The organism is Lysinibacillus sp. NPDC097214, from assembly GCF_050277945.1.
Classification (GTDB): Bacteria; Bacillota; Bacilli; order Bacillales_A; family Planococcaceae; genus Lysinibacillus; species Lysinibacillus xylanilyticus_B.
In genome coordinates, this window is the sequence record NZ_JBNNSS010000001.1 from 717,512 (window position 1) to 732,907 (window position 15,396).

The following is a 15,396-nucleotide window of genomic DNA, read 5'->3' on the forward strand; positions in this document are numbered from 1 at the left end:
AAAGTGGGAGGACCTGACGCCTCTCTTTTGAATTACTGCCCGTTAATACGGGATAAAGTGAAACTTTAATCGGTGGGGTGTTCTTTACCCCACTGATTATTAGTCTTCACCAATCGGGTTTTTACGGGCAGTTACTCTCCCACCTAAATTCGAGGCGAGAGTCTTGTACCTAACGCTTCGCTTTCGGTACAGATAAATTACTGCCCGTTAATGCGGGATAAAGTGAAACTTTAATCAGAGGGGGGGTTCTTAAACCCCCTCTGATTATTAGTCTTCACCAATCGGGCTTTTACGGGCAGTTACTCTCCCATCTAAATTCGAGGCGAGAGTCTTGTACCTAACGCTTCGCTTTCGGTACAGATAAATTACTCCCGTTAATGCGGGATAAGATTTTACTTTATTACCCAAAAGTTGCGGATGACATTTTTTAAACCGTATTCTATGTAAATAAGTTGATTGGATTGATTGGAGTGGAGGCTGGGCGACTCCTTGGGGATCAGCGATAGGGGAACGAAGGCTAAAAACATCTCATCCTATGATAACGCCTTCGTGACCAACATCGGTGCTGTTGCTGTCGCTGCGCTTTCGCACAAACAAAGCCCTCTGCTGCCCCTACGTTAGCACTACGCTTTCGCGCAGAAAACATCTGTTGGCCCGAGACCCTGGAGTGAGCGGCAGGGGAACGAAGGCTAAGAACATCACATCCTGTGATAACGCCTTCGTGACCAACATCCTGTTGCCCCAAGCGGCTCATCGGACGCCCCCAGGAAGCTCTGCTCTACGCGAAAGCGAAGCGTCAGCGGCAAATGTTTTATCTGTGCGAAAGCGTAGCGACAGCAACAACAAAGCGCCCAGCCGGAACGGAAATAAATTCCACACTATGGTGATAAGCCTTTTGGATAAGCATTAAAAATCTGCTAGATTTCTTGCAAAGAAGTCTAGCAGATTCATTTTTTATCGTATTTAATTGATCAGATGCTACAGCAGTATCGTTTTTAAAATCGTAATTGCTTCATCGATTTCTGCTTTTGACACGGTTAATGGAGGTAATAGACGAATAACATTTGGCCCTGCACTTACTAATAATAATCCGTTTTCCTCTGCCGCAGTTATATACGAGGCTACATCAGTATCGCCACAGCCAATACCAAGGAGTAAGCCCTGGCCCTGTACGGTATACGTAGAAGGGAGATTCGCTTTCAACTGCTTTACAAAATAAGTGGATAGTTCCTGTACATTTTGTAAAAATGCAGGTTCGAAGACATGATCAAGCACGGTTTCAGCAACACGCATCGCAAGTGGATTCCCACCGAATGTTGTCCCATGTGTGCCAGGACCAAATGTATCATATAGCTCGGCTGTTCCAAGCATACTACCGACTGGGAAGCCTCCACCTAGTCCTTTTGCCAATGTCACAATATTTGGCTTTAAAATCGTTTGCTCAAACGCATATTTTGTTCCTGTTCGCCCAATACCTGTTTGAACCTCATCGATCATTAGTAATATTCCTTTGTCGTCACAGGCTTTAGCTATTGCTGCTGCGAACTCTGGTGATATACTGTTAACGCCGCCCTCACCTTGAATCATCTCCAACATAATTGCTGCGACAGAATCGTCAATCGTTGCTTCAAGTGCTGCCACATCATTAAAAGGAAGAATTGTAAATTTTTCAACAAGTGGTCCGAAGCCATTATGTACCTTCCCCTGACCTGTTGCAGACATTGCTCCAAAAGTTCGACCATGAAAGGAATTTTCGAAAGTAATAATATGATTTTTTCCTGTATGCTTACGTGCAAGCTTGATGGCCGCTTCATTTGCTTCCGCACCACTATTACAGAAAAATGCATAAGAAAAATGTGTATCAGCTATTAATTTTTGTGCAACCTTCTCTTGACCAGGAATATCAAATAAATTAGAAATATGCCATAGCTTTTTACTTTGATCTTGAATAGCCTCTACAATCGCAGGATGTGCATGTCCAAGACTCACTACAGCGATTCCACTTATAAAATCTAAATATTTTTTCCCAGCAGAATCTTCAACAACTGTTCCTTGCCCTTTGACAATTTGGGCACGGCGTTTGCCATAGTTTCCAAATAAAGCACTCATCTTATCAACTCCTACTCAAATTCATAGCTAAAAATCTGCAATCTTACTCAACTATATTTGCTGCCTCTATGCCATTAGAACGATCATTCATACTATAATGAACACTGATGAGGATTTATTCATCACCCATTGATTATCGCCCTCACCAACCTGCTTTTACGGACATTTAATTCAAACCGGATAATATCGTCGTACCTACTAAGGTTTCCCCAACAATTTGGACCGATGGAATACCTGCATTTAAGCATTCAAGAGCTCCTTGAACTTTAGGTATCATTCCACCGTAAATATGCCCCTCCTCAATCCATTGATTGATGAAGGAAGGAGTTACTTTGGATTGATATTCATCGTTAATTCGAATACCACTTACATCCGTTACAAGTAATAAGCTATCTGCATCTAAAGCTAATGCGATTTCACTCGCTACCGTATCTCCATTAATATTCAATGCCTGACCATGTTCATCTGCTCCAACGCAAGCAATAACCGGTACTATCCCCGCACTAATTAATGATTCTAGCAAAGATGTATTGACTGTCTTTACTTCTCCAACAAAACCGAATACATCTTTGTCTAGATAATCCGCTTCAATCAACTGACCATCAAATCCGTTTAAACCAATTGCAGCTATGCCTGCCGTTGTTAATTCATGAACAAGCGCTGGATTGACCTTTCCTATTAACGTTGACTGTACGATATCAATTACAGCTTCGCTCGTTACACGAATACCATTTAAAGCATGTGATTCTATTCCACGCTCCGCAAGTTCACGGTTAATAGCCGGGCCACCACCATGAGTAATAATAAGCTCTACACCGCTCTCTTGGAGTTTTTTAAAATTCTCAAAAAACGATTCATTTAAGCCTTCTAGCGTACTCCCCCCAAGCTTAATGACCATTCGTTTACGAGCGGTACGAGGCATTGATTTGAACGTAGTCATAAGTTAGATCACATCCCCATGCATGCCCCTTGCCTTCCCCAATACCAAGTGACACACTGATTTTCACTTCGTGCATTTTTAAAATTTGAATTAATTTATCCTCTGAAAATGGAATTGGCTCACCGTTTTCAACCATTGTCACACCACCAATTTGGATCGTAATTTTTTCTGGATCAACCATTGCGCCACTATAGCCTATAGCAGCAATAATACGTCCCCAGTTTGCATCACAACCGAATACTGCCGTTTTCACAAGCGGTGAACCAACAACTGTTTTTGCAATTTTACGCGCTTCTTCATCAGACATTGCCCCTTCAACTTCAACCTCAATCAGCTTCGTTGCACCCTCACCATCTTTGGCAATCATTTTCGCTAAGTCTTGAGCTACTGTTTTCAATGTAAAGTAGAAGTTTTGCCAATCTGGATGGTTAGGCGTTAAAGCTTCATTGCCCGCTAAGCCGTTTGCCATCACAACTACTGTGTCATTCGTAGATGTATCCCCATCCACAGTAATTGCATTAAAAGTCAAATTTGTTATATCAGATAATGTTGCCTGTAGGACATCTGATTCAATATTTGCATCCGTCGTAATAAAACCTAGCATTGTCGCCATATTTGGTTCAATCATACCCGAACCTTTTGCAACTCCAGCGATAATAATCTCTTGGCCATCAACGATAGTGCTGTAACTTGTGTTTTTCATAACAGTATCTGTTGTTAATATCGCTTGGGCAAAATCAATCGCACTTTCTAAATTATCCTTTGGCTCTAACTGATTAATCCCATTTGCTACAGGCTCCATATTCATAATTTCACCGATGACACCCGTTGAGCAAACACCTACTAAATTTGCCTCGATACCAAGCTTTTCCGCCACTAGGAATTGCATTGTTTGTGCATCCTTCGCTCCTTGCTTTCCTGTACATGCATTAGCATTTCCGGAGTTGACAATCATTGCCTGCATTTTTTTCGTTGTGTACACAACCTCTTTCGTTACTTTTAATGGTGCTGCCTGTACAGCATTCATTGTAAAGACTCCTGCTACACTCGCAGGTACTTCACTGACTAATACAGCTAAATCCTTTTTCTTATGCTTTAAACCACAATGTAAACCCGCAGCTTTAAAGCCCTTTGGTGAAACAATATTTTTACTTGATAATTTTTTCATAATACTTGCGGATGCTATTAATGTCATAAAATCTTTCCTCCTTCGTTAATCAATTATCCTAGAAGTTAAATAAAGAATGGAACGACATCTAATCCTGTCGTTTGTGGTAAATCAAATTGAACGTTCATATTTTGAATGGCTTGCCCTGCAGCCCCTTTGACTAAATTATCGATGACGCCAACGATCGTGGCACGATTCGTACGGCTATCTACTTTCACAAAAATATCGCAATAGTTTGAACCTTTAACGCGATTTGTTCCTAAGCTATTTACATCTGTAAAGACCCGTACAAACGGATGTTTTTCATAGGCATTCTGTAAACAAGTTACTAGCTGCTTCTCTGTAACACCAGGCATAACAGGTGCATATGAGGTAGATAAAATCCCTCTAGTCATTGGCACTAAATGAGTATTAAAAGAAATGGTTGTATCGACCCCTGCAAACATTGAAATGGCCTGCTCAATTTCTGGAATATGCTGATGTGCATTCGTTTTATAGATTGATAAGCTTTCATTCGCCTCGCTAAAATGCGTTGTTTGCGATGGCTTATTTCCCGCTCCTGAAATCCCACTTTTCGCATCAATTACTAAAAAGTTCGAATCAATCAATCTCTCTTTTAGCAACGGTAACAATGAAAGTAAAACCGCTGTTGGGTAGCACCCTGGATTTGCGATAAGAGGAGCATGTTGAACATTTTCTGCATTCCATTCAGTTAAGCCATACACACTTTGTTGAATGATTTCCAATGGTGCCGCTTTTTTACCGTACCACGCTTCATAGCTTGCGGGATCTTGTAAACGGAAGTCACCAGACAAGTCTATTAATTTAGGACCTTTCCCTACCAATGGAGGTAATAGCTCACTTGTCACCCCTGAAGGCGTACTTGTAAAAACAACATCAAATTTCTCTAAAGTCCCATAATCAATTTTTTGTAAAGGTGTATCAGCAATATGAGCGAGATGACCAAACTTAGAAGAAAAAATGACACCTTCTTCTGAGGATGTGAATAAATCGATCCTCTCCACTGCTTTATGATTATGTAAAAATCGAATAAGCTCTAATCCACCATATCCGGTTGCACCAACAATTCCTACTTTCAATGCACTCACCTCTGAATTAAGTTAAAATTAGTATACGTCTGCATATTTATTAAGTCAATTGAATTTTTATTTATATTTAAACTTTTCTAAATTTTTATCTATTATCATCATAACGTGTGGTTGATTTCCGTTCCGACTGGGACGCTTTCCTGGGGGCGTCCGATGAGCCGCTTCGCTTCGCTGCAGGGTCTCATCTGTGACGCTGATCCCCAAGGAGTCGCCCAGTCTCCACTCCAATCAACATGGCATACGTTTTAAAATAACTACTTTTATATCGAGTAAGGCATTTTTCTACTTAAAAGGAGATGTTTTATTATGCAAATAATTTTTGTATACTCTTTTCTTCTTTTTTAGTAACTAACGGTAAAATTGAAGTAAAATCCCGTTGAATGAAGTTATACTTTCTCAAAAAAGAAAGCAGGAATTTTTCGTCGACCGAATAAATTCCTGCTTCTTATACTACAAAATTAATCTTCCATCGTAGATAAGTCACCTGTTGGTAAATTTAACTCCCATGCCTTTAACACACGTCGCATGATCTTACCACTGCGTGTTTTTGGTAACTTATCCTTAAATTCGATTTCACGAGGTGCTGCGTGTGCAGATAAGCCCTTCTTAACAAAATTACGAATATCCTCAATCAATACATCTGAAGGTGCTACGCCTTCACGTAAGGATACAAAAGCTTTAATAATTTCACCTCGTACAGGATCTGGCTTTCCAATCACCCCTGCCTCGACTATATCAGGATGCTCTAGTAGCTTACTTTCTACCTCAAAAGGACCTACCCGCTCACCAGCTGTCATAATCACATCATCTACACGCCCTTGGAACCAGAAGTAACCATCATCATCCATATAGGCGGAGTCCCCAGACACATACCATTCACCTTTTAAGAAATAGGATTCATAACGCTCTGGATTCCCCCAAATTTGACGCATCATCGCTGGCCAACCACGTCGAATTGCTAGATTCCCCATTGTAAAAGGTGGTACTTCATTACCAGCGTCATCAACAATCGTCGCATGGATACCTGGTAATGGTTTTCCCATTGATCCTGGCTTAATATCCACAGAAGGATAGTTACAAATCATATGTGCACCCGTTTCTGTCATCCACCACGTATCATGAATACGGTGTTCGAGCTCATCAATCCCCCAACGAATTACCTCTGGATTTAACGGCTCACCAACAGATAAAACGTGGCGCAACGAAGATAAATCATAATTCGCAAGCATACCACTACCAGCACCCATTAACATTCTGAAAGCTGTTGGTGCACTATACCAAACTGTTACACTATAATCCTCAATTGCTTGGTACCAAGCTTGTGGAGAGAACCTTCCGCCAACAATTAACATTGTGATACCATTTAACCATGGACCAAAAATGCCATATGCTGTTCCAGTTACCCATCCCGGATCAGCCGTACACCAGTAAATATCATCTTCACGTAAATCTAGTACCCATTGCGTCGATTGATATTGTTGAAGCATTGCGTTATGAACATGCAAAACACCCTTTGGTGCTCCAGTTGATCCAGAAGTATAATGAAGAATCATACCATCCTCTCTGTCCACCCATTCAATGTCAAATTGAGAAGATGCTTCTTTCAAGCGTCTATTAAAATCAAAAATTTGTGTTGTTTCCTCTATATCAGATCCTACTAAAAAGACATGCTGCAAATGTGGTAGCTTTGCTAAAGGTACACGTTCCAGTAACTCTGGTGTTGTCACTAATACTTTAGCTTCACTATCTACAAGTCTGTCATAAACAGCACCTTCCATAAATGCCTCGAATAATGGACCTACAATAACACCCATTTTCAATGCACCTAATAAAGAAAAATAAAGCTCCGGTGAACGTGGCATGAAAATAAATAATCGATCACCTTTTTCTAAATTTGTTGCGTCCTTAAAAACATTTGCAGCTTTATTTGTCAGCTTCTTCATTTCGTTGAAAGAATAAGCCTCTTTACGTTTTCCATCATTAAAATAAAGTGCAATTTTGTTTTTTCGATGCGTTTCTGTATGACGATCAATTGCCTCATATGCCATATTCACAAGCCCTGTTTCATACCAACTAAATCCCTTTTCTGTCTCTGCCCAATCATGTGTTGCCGCAGCTTTCTCATAATCAAGCAAATTATATTGCCCCGGTAAAGCATTCAACTTCTCCAACATTTTCATCCCCATGAAACTACCCCTTTCTTTGCTATCGCCTTAGTACATTAGTAAGCGAATTAATTTCATTATTTACCCCTTCAAAATCCGCCACCTTCTCCAAAGACAAATACGTTATGCGGCACTTGTTATATAACAGTTTAGACAGTGTAAAATTAACGAATGCTATTCACACTACATTTATCTGTTGAATAACAGATGCAATATACATATATTTTACACGAATCCATTAAGAATGTCTTAATATTTTTACTTTTCCAAAAATACAGGTATATTTTGCAAATAATAGCGTTTTTCCGCAGGAAATCAGCTATAATGGAATTATTAAACTCAGGTGGTGTAATCATGGAACATAAAAGAACTTTTTTTTCTGTCACAATGGAAACTAAGCATGGTACTGTGTATGTGGAAGGACCTGTTCCTCCAGAAAAATTAGCTACATATTCATTCCACGAAGGCTTGGTTGCTTTTAGACCTCCAAAGCAACAGCAGCAAGCCATTATAGAAATTGCAGGGCTTCCTGAAGGACGAATTATTATTATTCGAAACGAAAACATTATTGTAGGCTACGTCACTTATTTATATCCCGATCCACTTGAACGATGGGCGGAAGATCGAATTGATAACATGATTGAGCTAGGTGCTATTGAAGTCATTCCAGAATATCGTGGTACAGGTGTTGGTAAGGCACTACTAGCCGTGTCTTTTATGGGAGATGAAATGGAAGACTATCTTGTTATCACTACCGAATATTATTGGCATTGGGACTTAAAAGGGACTGGTTTAAATGTTTGGGATTATCGCAAAATGATGGAGAAAATGATGGGCTCTGCTAACTTCGAATATTTTGCTACAGATGACCCTGAAATTACATCACATCCTGCTAACTGCTTGATGGCACGTGAAGGAAAACGCGTGCACCCTGAGACAATGGAAAGATTTGATAGACTTCGTTTTAGAAATCGCTTCATGTATTAAAACCAACACAAGGGGATGAGTATATGATCGTAGAAGAAATTATGAATGATGAGCCTCATACGCTGGCTCCGACAAATACAGTGTTTGAAGCATTGAAATTAATGCGTGAGAAAAAAGTACGTCATTTGCCAGTTGTAGATGAGGAACATCACGTTCTTGGGGTTATCACTGAAAGAGATATTAAAGAGGCTTTACCTTCCTCTTTACGGGATGAGCCTAATTCTCCAGTTTTTAATGCAAAAGTGGAAGAAATTATGATTAAAAATCCACTTGTCGGTCATCCACTTGATTTCGTAGAAGAAGTAGCTCTTACTTTTTATGAATCCAAAGTAGGCTGTTTACCCATTGTCTCTGGAGGGAAATTAGTTGGGATAGTAACTACTACAGATTTACTCTATACATATATAGAGTTAACAGGTGCCACTGAACCTGGCTCAAAAATTGAAATTCGTGTAGCCGATACGCCAGGAATATTATTTGAGATCACAAAAGTTTTTCACGAACATCATGCAAATGTCCAAAGCGTCTTAGTTTATCCTGACTCTGAAAATACGCAAAACAAAATATTAAGTATCCGAGTAAAAACCCTGAATCCACTGGCCATGATTGAAGATCTTCGTAAAGAAGGCTTTGATGTATTATGGCCAAATTTACCTGGTGTTTCAATACAATGAAAAAAGCAGTATTTGTATACTCGCCAGAGCAACTCGGATATAAATTTTCAGATACTCATCCTTTCAATCATAAACGCTTGACGCTTACAATGGATTTGCTAAAGAATATTGATGCTCTTAATGATTTGGATATTGTTCCAGCTCGTGTCGCAACAGAGGAAGAGCTTTTACTTGCCCATGATCCAAAATATATTGATATCGTTAAAAGAGCCGGCCACGGTGAGCTTTCAGAGGCACAATGTGAAAGCTACGGCATTGGCACAGAAGATACACCCATTTTTGAAAATATGCATGAAGCAAGTGCACAACTTGTCGGTGGAACGTTAACAGCTGTCGACTATGTTATGGAAGGAAAGGCCGAGCACGCCCTCAATCTAGGCGGAGGACTACATCACGGCTTCCGTGGCCGTGCATCAGGTTTTTGTATTTACAACGATAGTACAGTAGCCATTCGCTATTTACAGGAAAAATACAATGCTCGTGTACTTTATGTAGATACCGATGCCCATCATGGAGATGGGGTGCAATGGAGTTTTTATGAAGATCCAGATGTTTGTACATTGTCCATTCATGAAACAGGACGCTATCTTTTCCCCGGAACTGGTAATATTACGGAACGCGGAAATGGACAAGGCTATGGCGCTTCTTTTAATTTTCCAATTGATGCTTTTACAGAAGATGAGAGTTTCCTAGAAATATATGAAAAAGCTATGCGAGAAGTCTTTGAATTTTTCAAACCGGATGTTGTGCTAACGCAAAATGGCGCAGATGCACATTTTTTCGATCCATTAACACATTTATATGGAACAATGAATATTTATAGAGAAATTCCAAAGCTTGCACATAAATTAGCACATGAATATTGTGGAGGCAAATGGATTGCTGTCGGTGGTGGCGGGTACGATATTTGGCGTGTCGTGCCTCGTGCATGGTCTATGCTATGGCTTGAAATGACAGATCAGCAATTACCGACTGGTCCTCTCCCTCAAGCATGGTTAGACCGTTGGCAGCCTGAAGCGCCAGTGCCTTTTATTCCAACTTGGGAGGATCCTAATCCATTGTATGAGCCAATCCCTCGAAAGGCTGAGATTGAAGAAAAAAACGCGCAAATGCTAGCCAAAGCGCTACATATTATTCGTAATGAAAAACACGTTTAACACTAGCCTCACGACAATCGTGAGGCTTTTTCATTTGCCCTCAGTCATCTATCCGTCTACATAAAAACACGTAAATCCTTAATCAGATTTACGTGTTAAGTATCGTTATTTACTTTTGACAGATTGGCGATGCTCAATACGATGCGGTAAAATAACCGCTTCGTCTTCAACAGGCTCTTTGTTCATTAATTTTGTCAGCAGGCGCATTGCGACAGCTCCGATATCGTACAGTGGTAACGCGACACTTGTTAACTGTGGACGAACCATGCGAGCTAATTTTGAATTTTCAAAGCTAATTACTTCGATATCCTCAGGTACATCTTTGCCTGCATCCTGTGCACCATGAATCAATCCAATTGCTAATTCATCACTACCTGCAAAATAAGCTGTTGGAGGATTTTCAAGTGAGGATAATGTTTCCCACGCCTCTAAGCCCATATCATAGCTCGATTCATCAGCAGCGATTAGTGATTCATCTATAGGGTAACCTGCATCTTGTAAGGCTTTTTTATAAGCTGCAAGTTTGAATTTTCCATTAATAGTATACGAAAGCGGACCTGTTACGAAAGCGATTCGCTTATGACCATTTTGAATAAGTAATGTAATCGCCTCATAAGCTGCTTGGTAATAATCAATATTAACTGTCGCAATTGTTTGTGATTCATCCACTGAACCTGCAAGTACAATTGGCACAGGAGAATGATCCATAGTTTGTTGCATTTTTTCAGTTACTTCATCACTCATCATGACAATACCGTCAACCTGTTTTCCCAGCATTGTATCCAGTAGCTGAAGCTCTTTATCTTCATGTTGGTCTGAGTTGGCTAAAATAATATTGTAACGATACATTGTTGCAATATCCTCTACACCACGTGCCAGTTCCGCATAAACATTGTTTGCAATATCCGGGATAATCACGCCAACTGTTGTTGTTTTCTTACTTGCTAATCCTCGCGCTACTGCGTTTGGACGATACTCTAATCGTTCAATTACTTCTAATACTTTTTTTCGTGTTGCCGGTTTTACGTTTTGATTACCATTGACTACACGAGAGACAGTTGCCATAGAAACATTTGCTTCTCTTGCAACATCATAAATTGTAACAGTCATCGTACGTGCCTCCCTTTTTCCTTTTATAGCCTTATCATACGATAATTTTAATATTCTTTTCAAGAAGCAGTATGTATATGAAAAGAAAAACCAAGTACAAGTAGTACTATTCTAGACATTATTTTGTCACTATATAGTAAACACCGCCTGCCGATTAAAGCAAGCGGTGTTTATCAACACATCAATTATGCCCCGTCATAATTACGTCTGGAATCGGCTTTGTGCTTAGGCCTGCTGAAAGCCGACACGATGTCGATCATTTCGGTAATGCCACAGGACGTGGCGTTTTTACCGATGCAGGTCAGTTAGCCGTTATCGCATGGATGCGATGATTTTAGGCTAACATCCTCTAAGCACTCCTTTCCGATTCCGTGACATCCGCCGGGGGCTTTGGGCCAACACGATGTTGGTCACTCAGTCGTTGCCACAGGACGTGGCGTTCTTAGACTGAGTTCCTCTATTTCAGCGGGTGTTGCTGAAAGAAGTTAAGCATTGATTTCATGGTTCTTCATGAAAGTTTGTAGTGTTTTGTAGAAAGCATCAAATGTTGGAATATCCATTTGTTGTTGTGAATCTGAAAGTGCTACAGATGGATCTGGATGCACCTCTGCCATGACGCCATCAGCTCCAATAGCAATTGCTGCCTTAGCACATGGCAATAGTAAATCACGACGACCTGTTGAATGTGTAACGTCTACGAATACTGGTAAATGCGTTTCTTGTTTTAAAATTGGTACAGCAGAAATATCTAATGTGTTACGAGTTGCTTTTTCGTAAGTACGAATACCACGCTCACAAAGAATGATGTTTTCATTTCCTTTTGACATAATGTATTCTGCTGCGTGAATGAATTCATCAATTGTCGCTGCTAAGCCTCGTTTTAAAAGGACAGGTTTATTTGTTGCACCCGCTGCTTTTAATAATTCGAAGTTTTGCATATTACGTGCACCAATTTGGATAACATCGATGTAATCTAATGCTTCCTCTAAATGACCTGGTGTAACAATTTCCGTAATAACGCCTAAACCGTATTCCTCTGACACACGTTTTAAAATTTTAAGTCCTTCTAATCCAAGACCTTGGAAGTCATATGGAGAAGTACGTGGCTTATAAGCACCACCACGAATTAATTTTTCACCTTTTGCTTTAATAGATTCTGCTACTGCTGCTACTTGTTCGTATGATTCTACAGCACAAGGTCCAAATACGAAAGATGGTTTTCCTTGTCCAATTAGCTCACCGTTTATATTAATGACAGTATCTTCTGATTTTTTCTTGCGCGATACAAGTAACTCTTTTTTCTTATCTGCTTCTAGTTGTTTTAAAGCTGTTTTAAAGATTTGCTTAAATATATAATCAACCGTCATTTGGTTTAATGGACCTTGATTGTGCTCTTTAATAAGATCAAGCATGTGTCGTTCACGCAATGGATCATAGCGGATCACACCTTGTTTTTCTTTAATCTTACCGATTTCATCAACTACTGCTGCTCGTTCGTTAATTAGACGAAGAATTTCTAAGTTTAAACCGTCAATTTGACTACGTAAGCTTTCTAAATCTTTTTGGCTCATGCTTTCTTGCTCCTCTCCTCATGACAGACACTTTCAGAACTCTGAAATGTATGTTACATTTTTAGATATTAGCATCATTATAATCAATGTTGCACAGAATGTCACGCATTTTTAATTTAGCGCTTCAACTCGCTAAATTGTATAATTATATTAACATATTACTAGAAAGGATGCGAGTACTTTGAGTTCAAAATTATTTGCACTTGATATCGGTACACGTTCTGTAGTTGGTATTATTTTAGCAGAAGATAATGACCGCTTTCACGTGGAAGACATTTTAGTAAAAGAACATAAAGAACGCGCCATGGTAGATGGTCAAATACATAATGTCATGTATGTGGCAGATTTAATCAATGAAATTAAACATGAACTTGAAGAGAAGCATGGTCCTTTAACAAAAGTGAGTGTCGCTGCCGCTGGTCGTTCATTGAAAACAGAACAAGCAAGCGTGACAATCAGTATTCGTAATCGGCCTATCTTTACAGAAGAAGATATCAGTCGTTTAGAACTACAAGCTGTTCAACAGGCACAGCAACAGCTCCTTCAACACAAAGATGATGCTAAAATAAGCCACTATTATTGTGTTGGCTATTCAGTTCTATACTATCGTTTAGATGGCGAAGAAATTGGTAGCCTACTCGATCAGCAAGGCGATGAAGCACAAATCGAAGTTATTGCTACGTTCTTGCCACGAGTTGTCGTAGAATCGCTTATTGCGGCTCTTAAACGCGCGGATTTAGAGATGGATGCACTAACATTAGAACCTATTGCAGCTATAAATGTGCTTATCCCCCCAACTATGCGTCGTTTAAATGTGGCGCTAGTTGATATTGGTGCTGGTACATCTGATATTGCCATTACCGATAAAAGTACTGTTGTCGCATATGGCATGGTACCTACAGCTGGTGATGAAATAACAGAGGCCTTAAGTGACCACTATTTACTCGACTTCCCAGTGGCCGAAGAAGCGAAGCGTCAACTGCAAACAGAAGAAGAAATATTAATCCAGGATATTTTAGGCTTTGATCAATATTATCCGAAAGAGGAAGTTCTTCAAGCAATCGATCCTGCTGTCAAGCAACTGGCAAAAGCCATTGGAGAAGAAATATTACGTCTTAATAATCAGTCAGCTCCTAAGGCCGTAATGCTTGTTGGTGGAGGTAGCTTAACACCCAAACTTACAACTGAACTTGGACTAGTACTAAATTTACCTGCCAATCGCATTGCCGTTCGAGGGATTGACGCTATTCAAAACTTAACGAAGGAAGATCATATTAAAGCATCTCCTGAATTGGTGACCCCAATTGGTATTGCCATTGCAGCAAAAAAAATGCCTATTCAATATATGAGTCTAACTGTTAATGAACAAATAGTGCGCCTATTTGAATTAAAGGAAATGACTGTTGCTGATGCATTTTTAGCAGCCAATATTCGAGCAAAGCAGTTATATGGAAAACCAGGACATGGACTATCAGTGAATGTAAATGGACAAGATATTTTCATCCCTGGTGGTCACGGTCAACCGGCAGAAATTTTAGTGAATGGTCATCAGGCATCCACTAAAACGATGATTAAAACAGGCGATGCCATCCAGCTAATTGAAGGCCAAGACGGTCAGCCAGCTAATGCTACGGTGAGAGATATTGTAGATGATGCTGCCATTAAAACCGTTACGATTCAACACACAAAATATGTAATTGAACCAAAAATAATGATTAATGGTTCCCCTGCATCACTCGATAGTGCATTAAATGATCGAGATGTTGTGATGTTTGAAATAGCTGAAACGGTCGAGGATGTATTTAAGCTCACAAATAACTGGGAGTTATTAAAGCAATTTGAGTCATTTTATATTCAAGTGGACGGAAAGCCACTTTATTTACCAGAGTTTTCAGCTCATTTAATGATTAATGGTAAACCATCTAAAATGTCCTATGCTGTACAAGATGGTGATGTACTTACATTTCAGCAACAAACATTCCCTACCGTTCAACGGATTGCTGACCAAATGAGTGTTTTACTTGAGGATAAAATCATCATACACTTCCAAAACGAGGTAGTAGAGCTAAAAAAAATGGCCAACGAAGTTCTTGTTAATCAAGTAGTGGTATCACCGCTCTCGACCGTTCTAAATGGATCCAGCATTTCATTTAAAGAGAAAGACCGAAGTCGTTGGATATACCAGGATGTGTTCCGCTTCTCTAATTGGCAACTACCTACTACATTTAAAGGAAATTTTACGATTTTACGAAATGGTCAACCGGCAAGCTTCGATACGGAGATTTTCGGCGGGGATAAACTAGAAATTTTACTAGAAAAAGCACCTATATCTGAACAAATGCGCTAAAACGCTCGTTTACATCCGACAAGCGCTGGAGAGCCCGAAGCAAAAGTAAACGCTCCACC

At 39.8% G+C, this 15,396-nt stretch carries 11 protein-coding genes; 4 read left to right on the forward strand and 7 right to left on the reverse strand.

Annotation, left to right across the window (positions count from 1 at the left end; all coding sequences use genetic code 11):
- Positions 1 to 978: 978 nt before the first annotated feature.
- From ACQKMI_RS03440 to acsA, 5 genes are all read right to left on the reverse strand, one after another.
- Positions 979 to 2,109, reverse strand: a complete 1,131-nt coding sequence (locus ACQKMI_RS03440; RefSeq protein ID WP_427487249.1) for an acetylornithine transaminase — start codon at positions 2,107 to 2,109, stop codon at positions 979 to 981.
- 166 nt (positions 2,110 to 2,275) lie between these two features.
- Entirely contained in the window at positions 2,276 to 3,049 is a 774-nt protein-coding gene (argB, locus tag ACQKMI_RS03445) for an acetylglutamate kinase (RefSeq protein ID WP_427487250.1), read from the reverse strand.
- Positions 3,012 to 4,244 carry a bifunctional glutamate N-acetyltransferase/amino-acid acetyltransferase ArgJ gene (gene argJ / locus ACQKMI_RS03450; protein ID WP_427487251.1) on the reverse strand — a complete coding sequence of 411 codons (1,233 nt, stop codon included), beginning with the start codon at positions 4,242 to 4,244 and terminating at the stop codon, positions 3,012 to 3,014. Before argJ ends, argB begins: the two co-directional genes overlap by 38 nt.
- 38 nt (positions 4,245 to 4,282) lie before the next feature.
- Positions 4,283 to 5,317 (reverse strand): N-acetyl-gamma-glutamyl-phosphate reductase, encoded by a 1,035-nt coding sequence (argC, locus tag ACQKMI_RS03455; RefSeq protein ID WP_427487252.1) that lies wholly within the window; start codon positions 5,315 to 5,317, stop codon positions 4,283 to 4,285.
- A 467-nt stretch (positions 5,318 to 5,784) separates the two neighbouring features.
- Positions 5,785 to 7,512, reverse strand: a complete 1,728-nt coding sequence (gene acsA, locus ACQKMI_RS03460) for an acetate--CoA ligase (RefSeq protein ID WP_427487253.1) — start codon at positions 7,510 to 7,512, stop codon at positions 5,785 to 5,787.
- Positions 7,513 to 7,845: 333 nt separating this feature from the next.
- Between acsA and ACQKMI_RS03465 the strand changes: the two genes are divergently transcribed.
- From ACQKMI_RS03465 to ACQKMI_RS03475, 3 genes are read left to right on the forward strand one after another with little or no spacing between them, the layout of a single operon-like run.
- Positions 7,846 to 8,478, forward strand: a complete 633-nt coding sequence (locus tag ACQKMI_RS03465) for a GNAT family N-acetyltransferase (RefSeq protein WP_427487254.1) — start codon at positions 7,846 to 7,848, stop codon at positions 8,476 to 8,478.
- Between the two features lie 23 nt (positions 8,479 to 8,501).
- The gene (locus ACQKMI_RS03470; protein ID WP_427487255.1) at positions 8,502 to 9,152 is read left to right on the forward strand and encodes an acetoin utilization AcuB family protein; all 651 of its coding nucleotides are present in this window, start codon (positions 8,502 to 8,504) and stop codon (positions 9,150 to 9,152) included.
- The gene (locus ACQKMI_RS03475) at positions 9,149 to 10,309 is read left to right on the forward strand and encodes an acetoin utilization protein AcuC (RefSeq protein WP_427487256.1); all 1,161 of its coding nucleotides are present in this window, start codon (positions 9,149 to 9,151) and stop codon (positions 10,307 to 10,309) included. Before ACQKMI_RS03470 ends, ACQKMI_RS03475 begins: the two co-directional genes overlap by 4 nt.
- A gap of 105 nt (positions 10,310 to 10,414) precedes the next feature.
- Here the strand turns inward: ACQKMI_RS03475 and ccpA are convergent, their stop codons facing one another.
- Entirely contained in the window at positions 10,415 to 11,419 is a 1,005-nt protein-coding gene (gene ccpA, locus ACQKMI_RS03480; protein ID WP_323649168.1) for a catabolite control protein A, read from the reverse strand.
- A 485-nt stretch (positions 11,420 to 11,904) separates the two neighbouring features.
- Positions 11,905 to 12,990, reverse strand: coding sequence for a bifunctional 3-deoxy-7-phosphoheptulonate synthase/chorismate mutase (locus tag ACQKMI_RS03485; protein WP_323649169.1), 1,086 nt, complete (start codon positions 12,988 to 12,990; stop codon positions 11,905 to 11,907).
- A 181-nt stretch (positions 12,991 to 13,171) separates the two neighbouring features.
- On the opposite strand from ACQKMI_RS03485, the gene ACQKMI_RS03490 reads away from it, so the two are divergent.
- Complete coding sequence (locus tag ACQKMI_RS03490) at positions 13,172 to 15,337, forward strand: cell division FtsA domain-containing protein (RefSeq protein WP_427487257.1); 2,166 nt, start codon at positions 13,172 to 13,174, stop codon at positions 15,335 to 15,337.
- The last annotated feature ends 59 nt before the right edge of the window (positions 15,338 to 15,396 follow it).

What these genes read in the sequence shown, in the direction of transcription:
- ACQKMI_RS03440 (WP_427487249.1), bottom strand. Translation starts at nt 2,109, where the DNA reads ATGAGTGCTTTATTTGGAAACTATGGCAAACGCCGTGCCCAAATTGTC.
- argB (WP_427487250.1), bottom strand. Translation starts at nt 3,049, where the DNA reads ATGACTACGTTCAAATCAATGCCTCGTACCGCTCGTAAACGAATGGTC.
- argJ (WP_427487251.1), bottom strand. Translation starts at nt 4,244, where the DNA reads ATGACATTAATAGCATCCGCAAGTATTATGAAAAAATTATCAAGTAAA.
- acsA (WP_427487253.1), bottom strand. Translation starts at nt 7,512, where the DNA reads ATGGGGATGAAAATGTTGGAGAAGTTGAATGCTTTACCGGGGCAATAT.
- ACQKMI_RS03465 (WP_427487254.1), top strand. Translation starts at nt 7,846, where the DNA reads ATGGAACATAAAAGAACTTTTTTTTCTGTCACAATGGAAACTAAGCAT.
- ACQKMI_RS03470 (WP_427487255.1), top strand. Translation starts at nt 8,502, where the DNA reads ATGATCGTAGAAGAAATTATGAATGATGAGCCTCATACGCTGGCTCCG.
- ACQKMI_RS03475 (WP_427487256.1), top strand. Translation starts at nt 9,149, where the DNA reads ATGAAAAAAGCAGTATTTGTATACTCGCCAGAGCAACTCGGATATAAA.
- ccpA (WP_323649168.1), bottom strand. Translation starts at nt 11,419, where the DNA reads ATGACTGTTACAATTTATGATGTTGCAAGAGAAGCAAATGTTTCTATG.
- ACQKMI_RS03485 (WP_323649169.1), bottom strand. Translation starts at nt 12,990, where the DNA reads ATGAGCCAAAAAGATTTAGAAAGCTTACGTAGTCAAATTGACGGTTTA.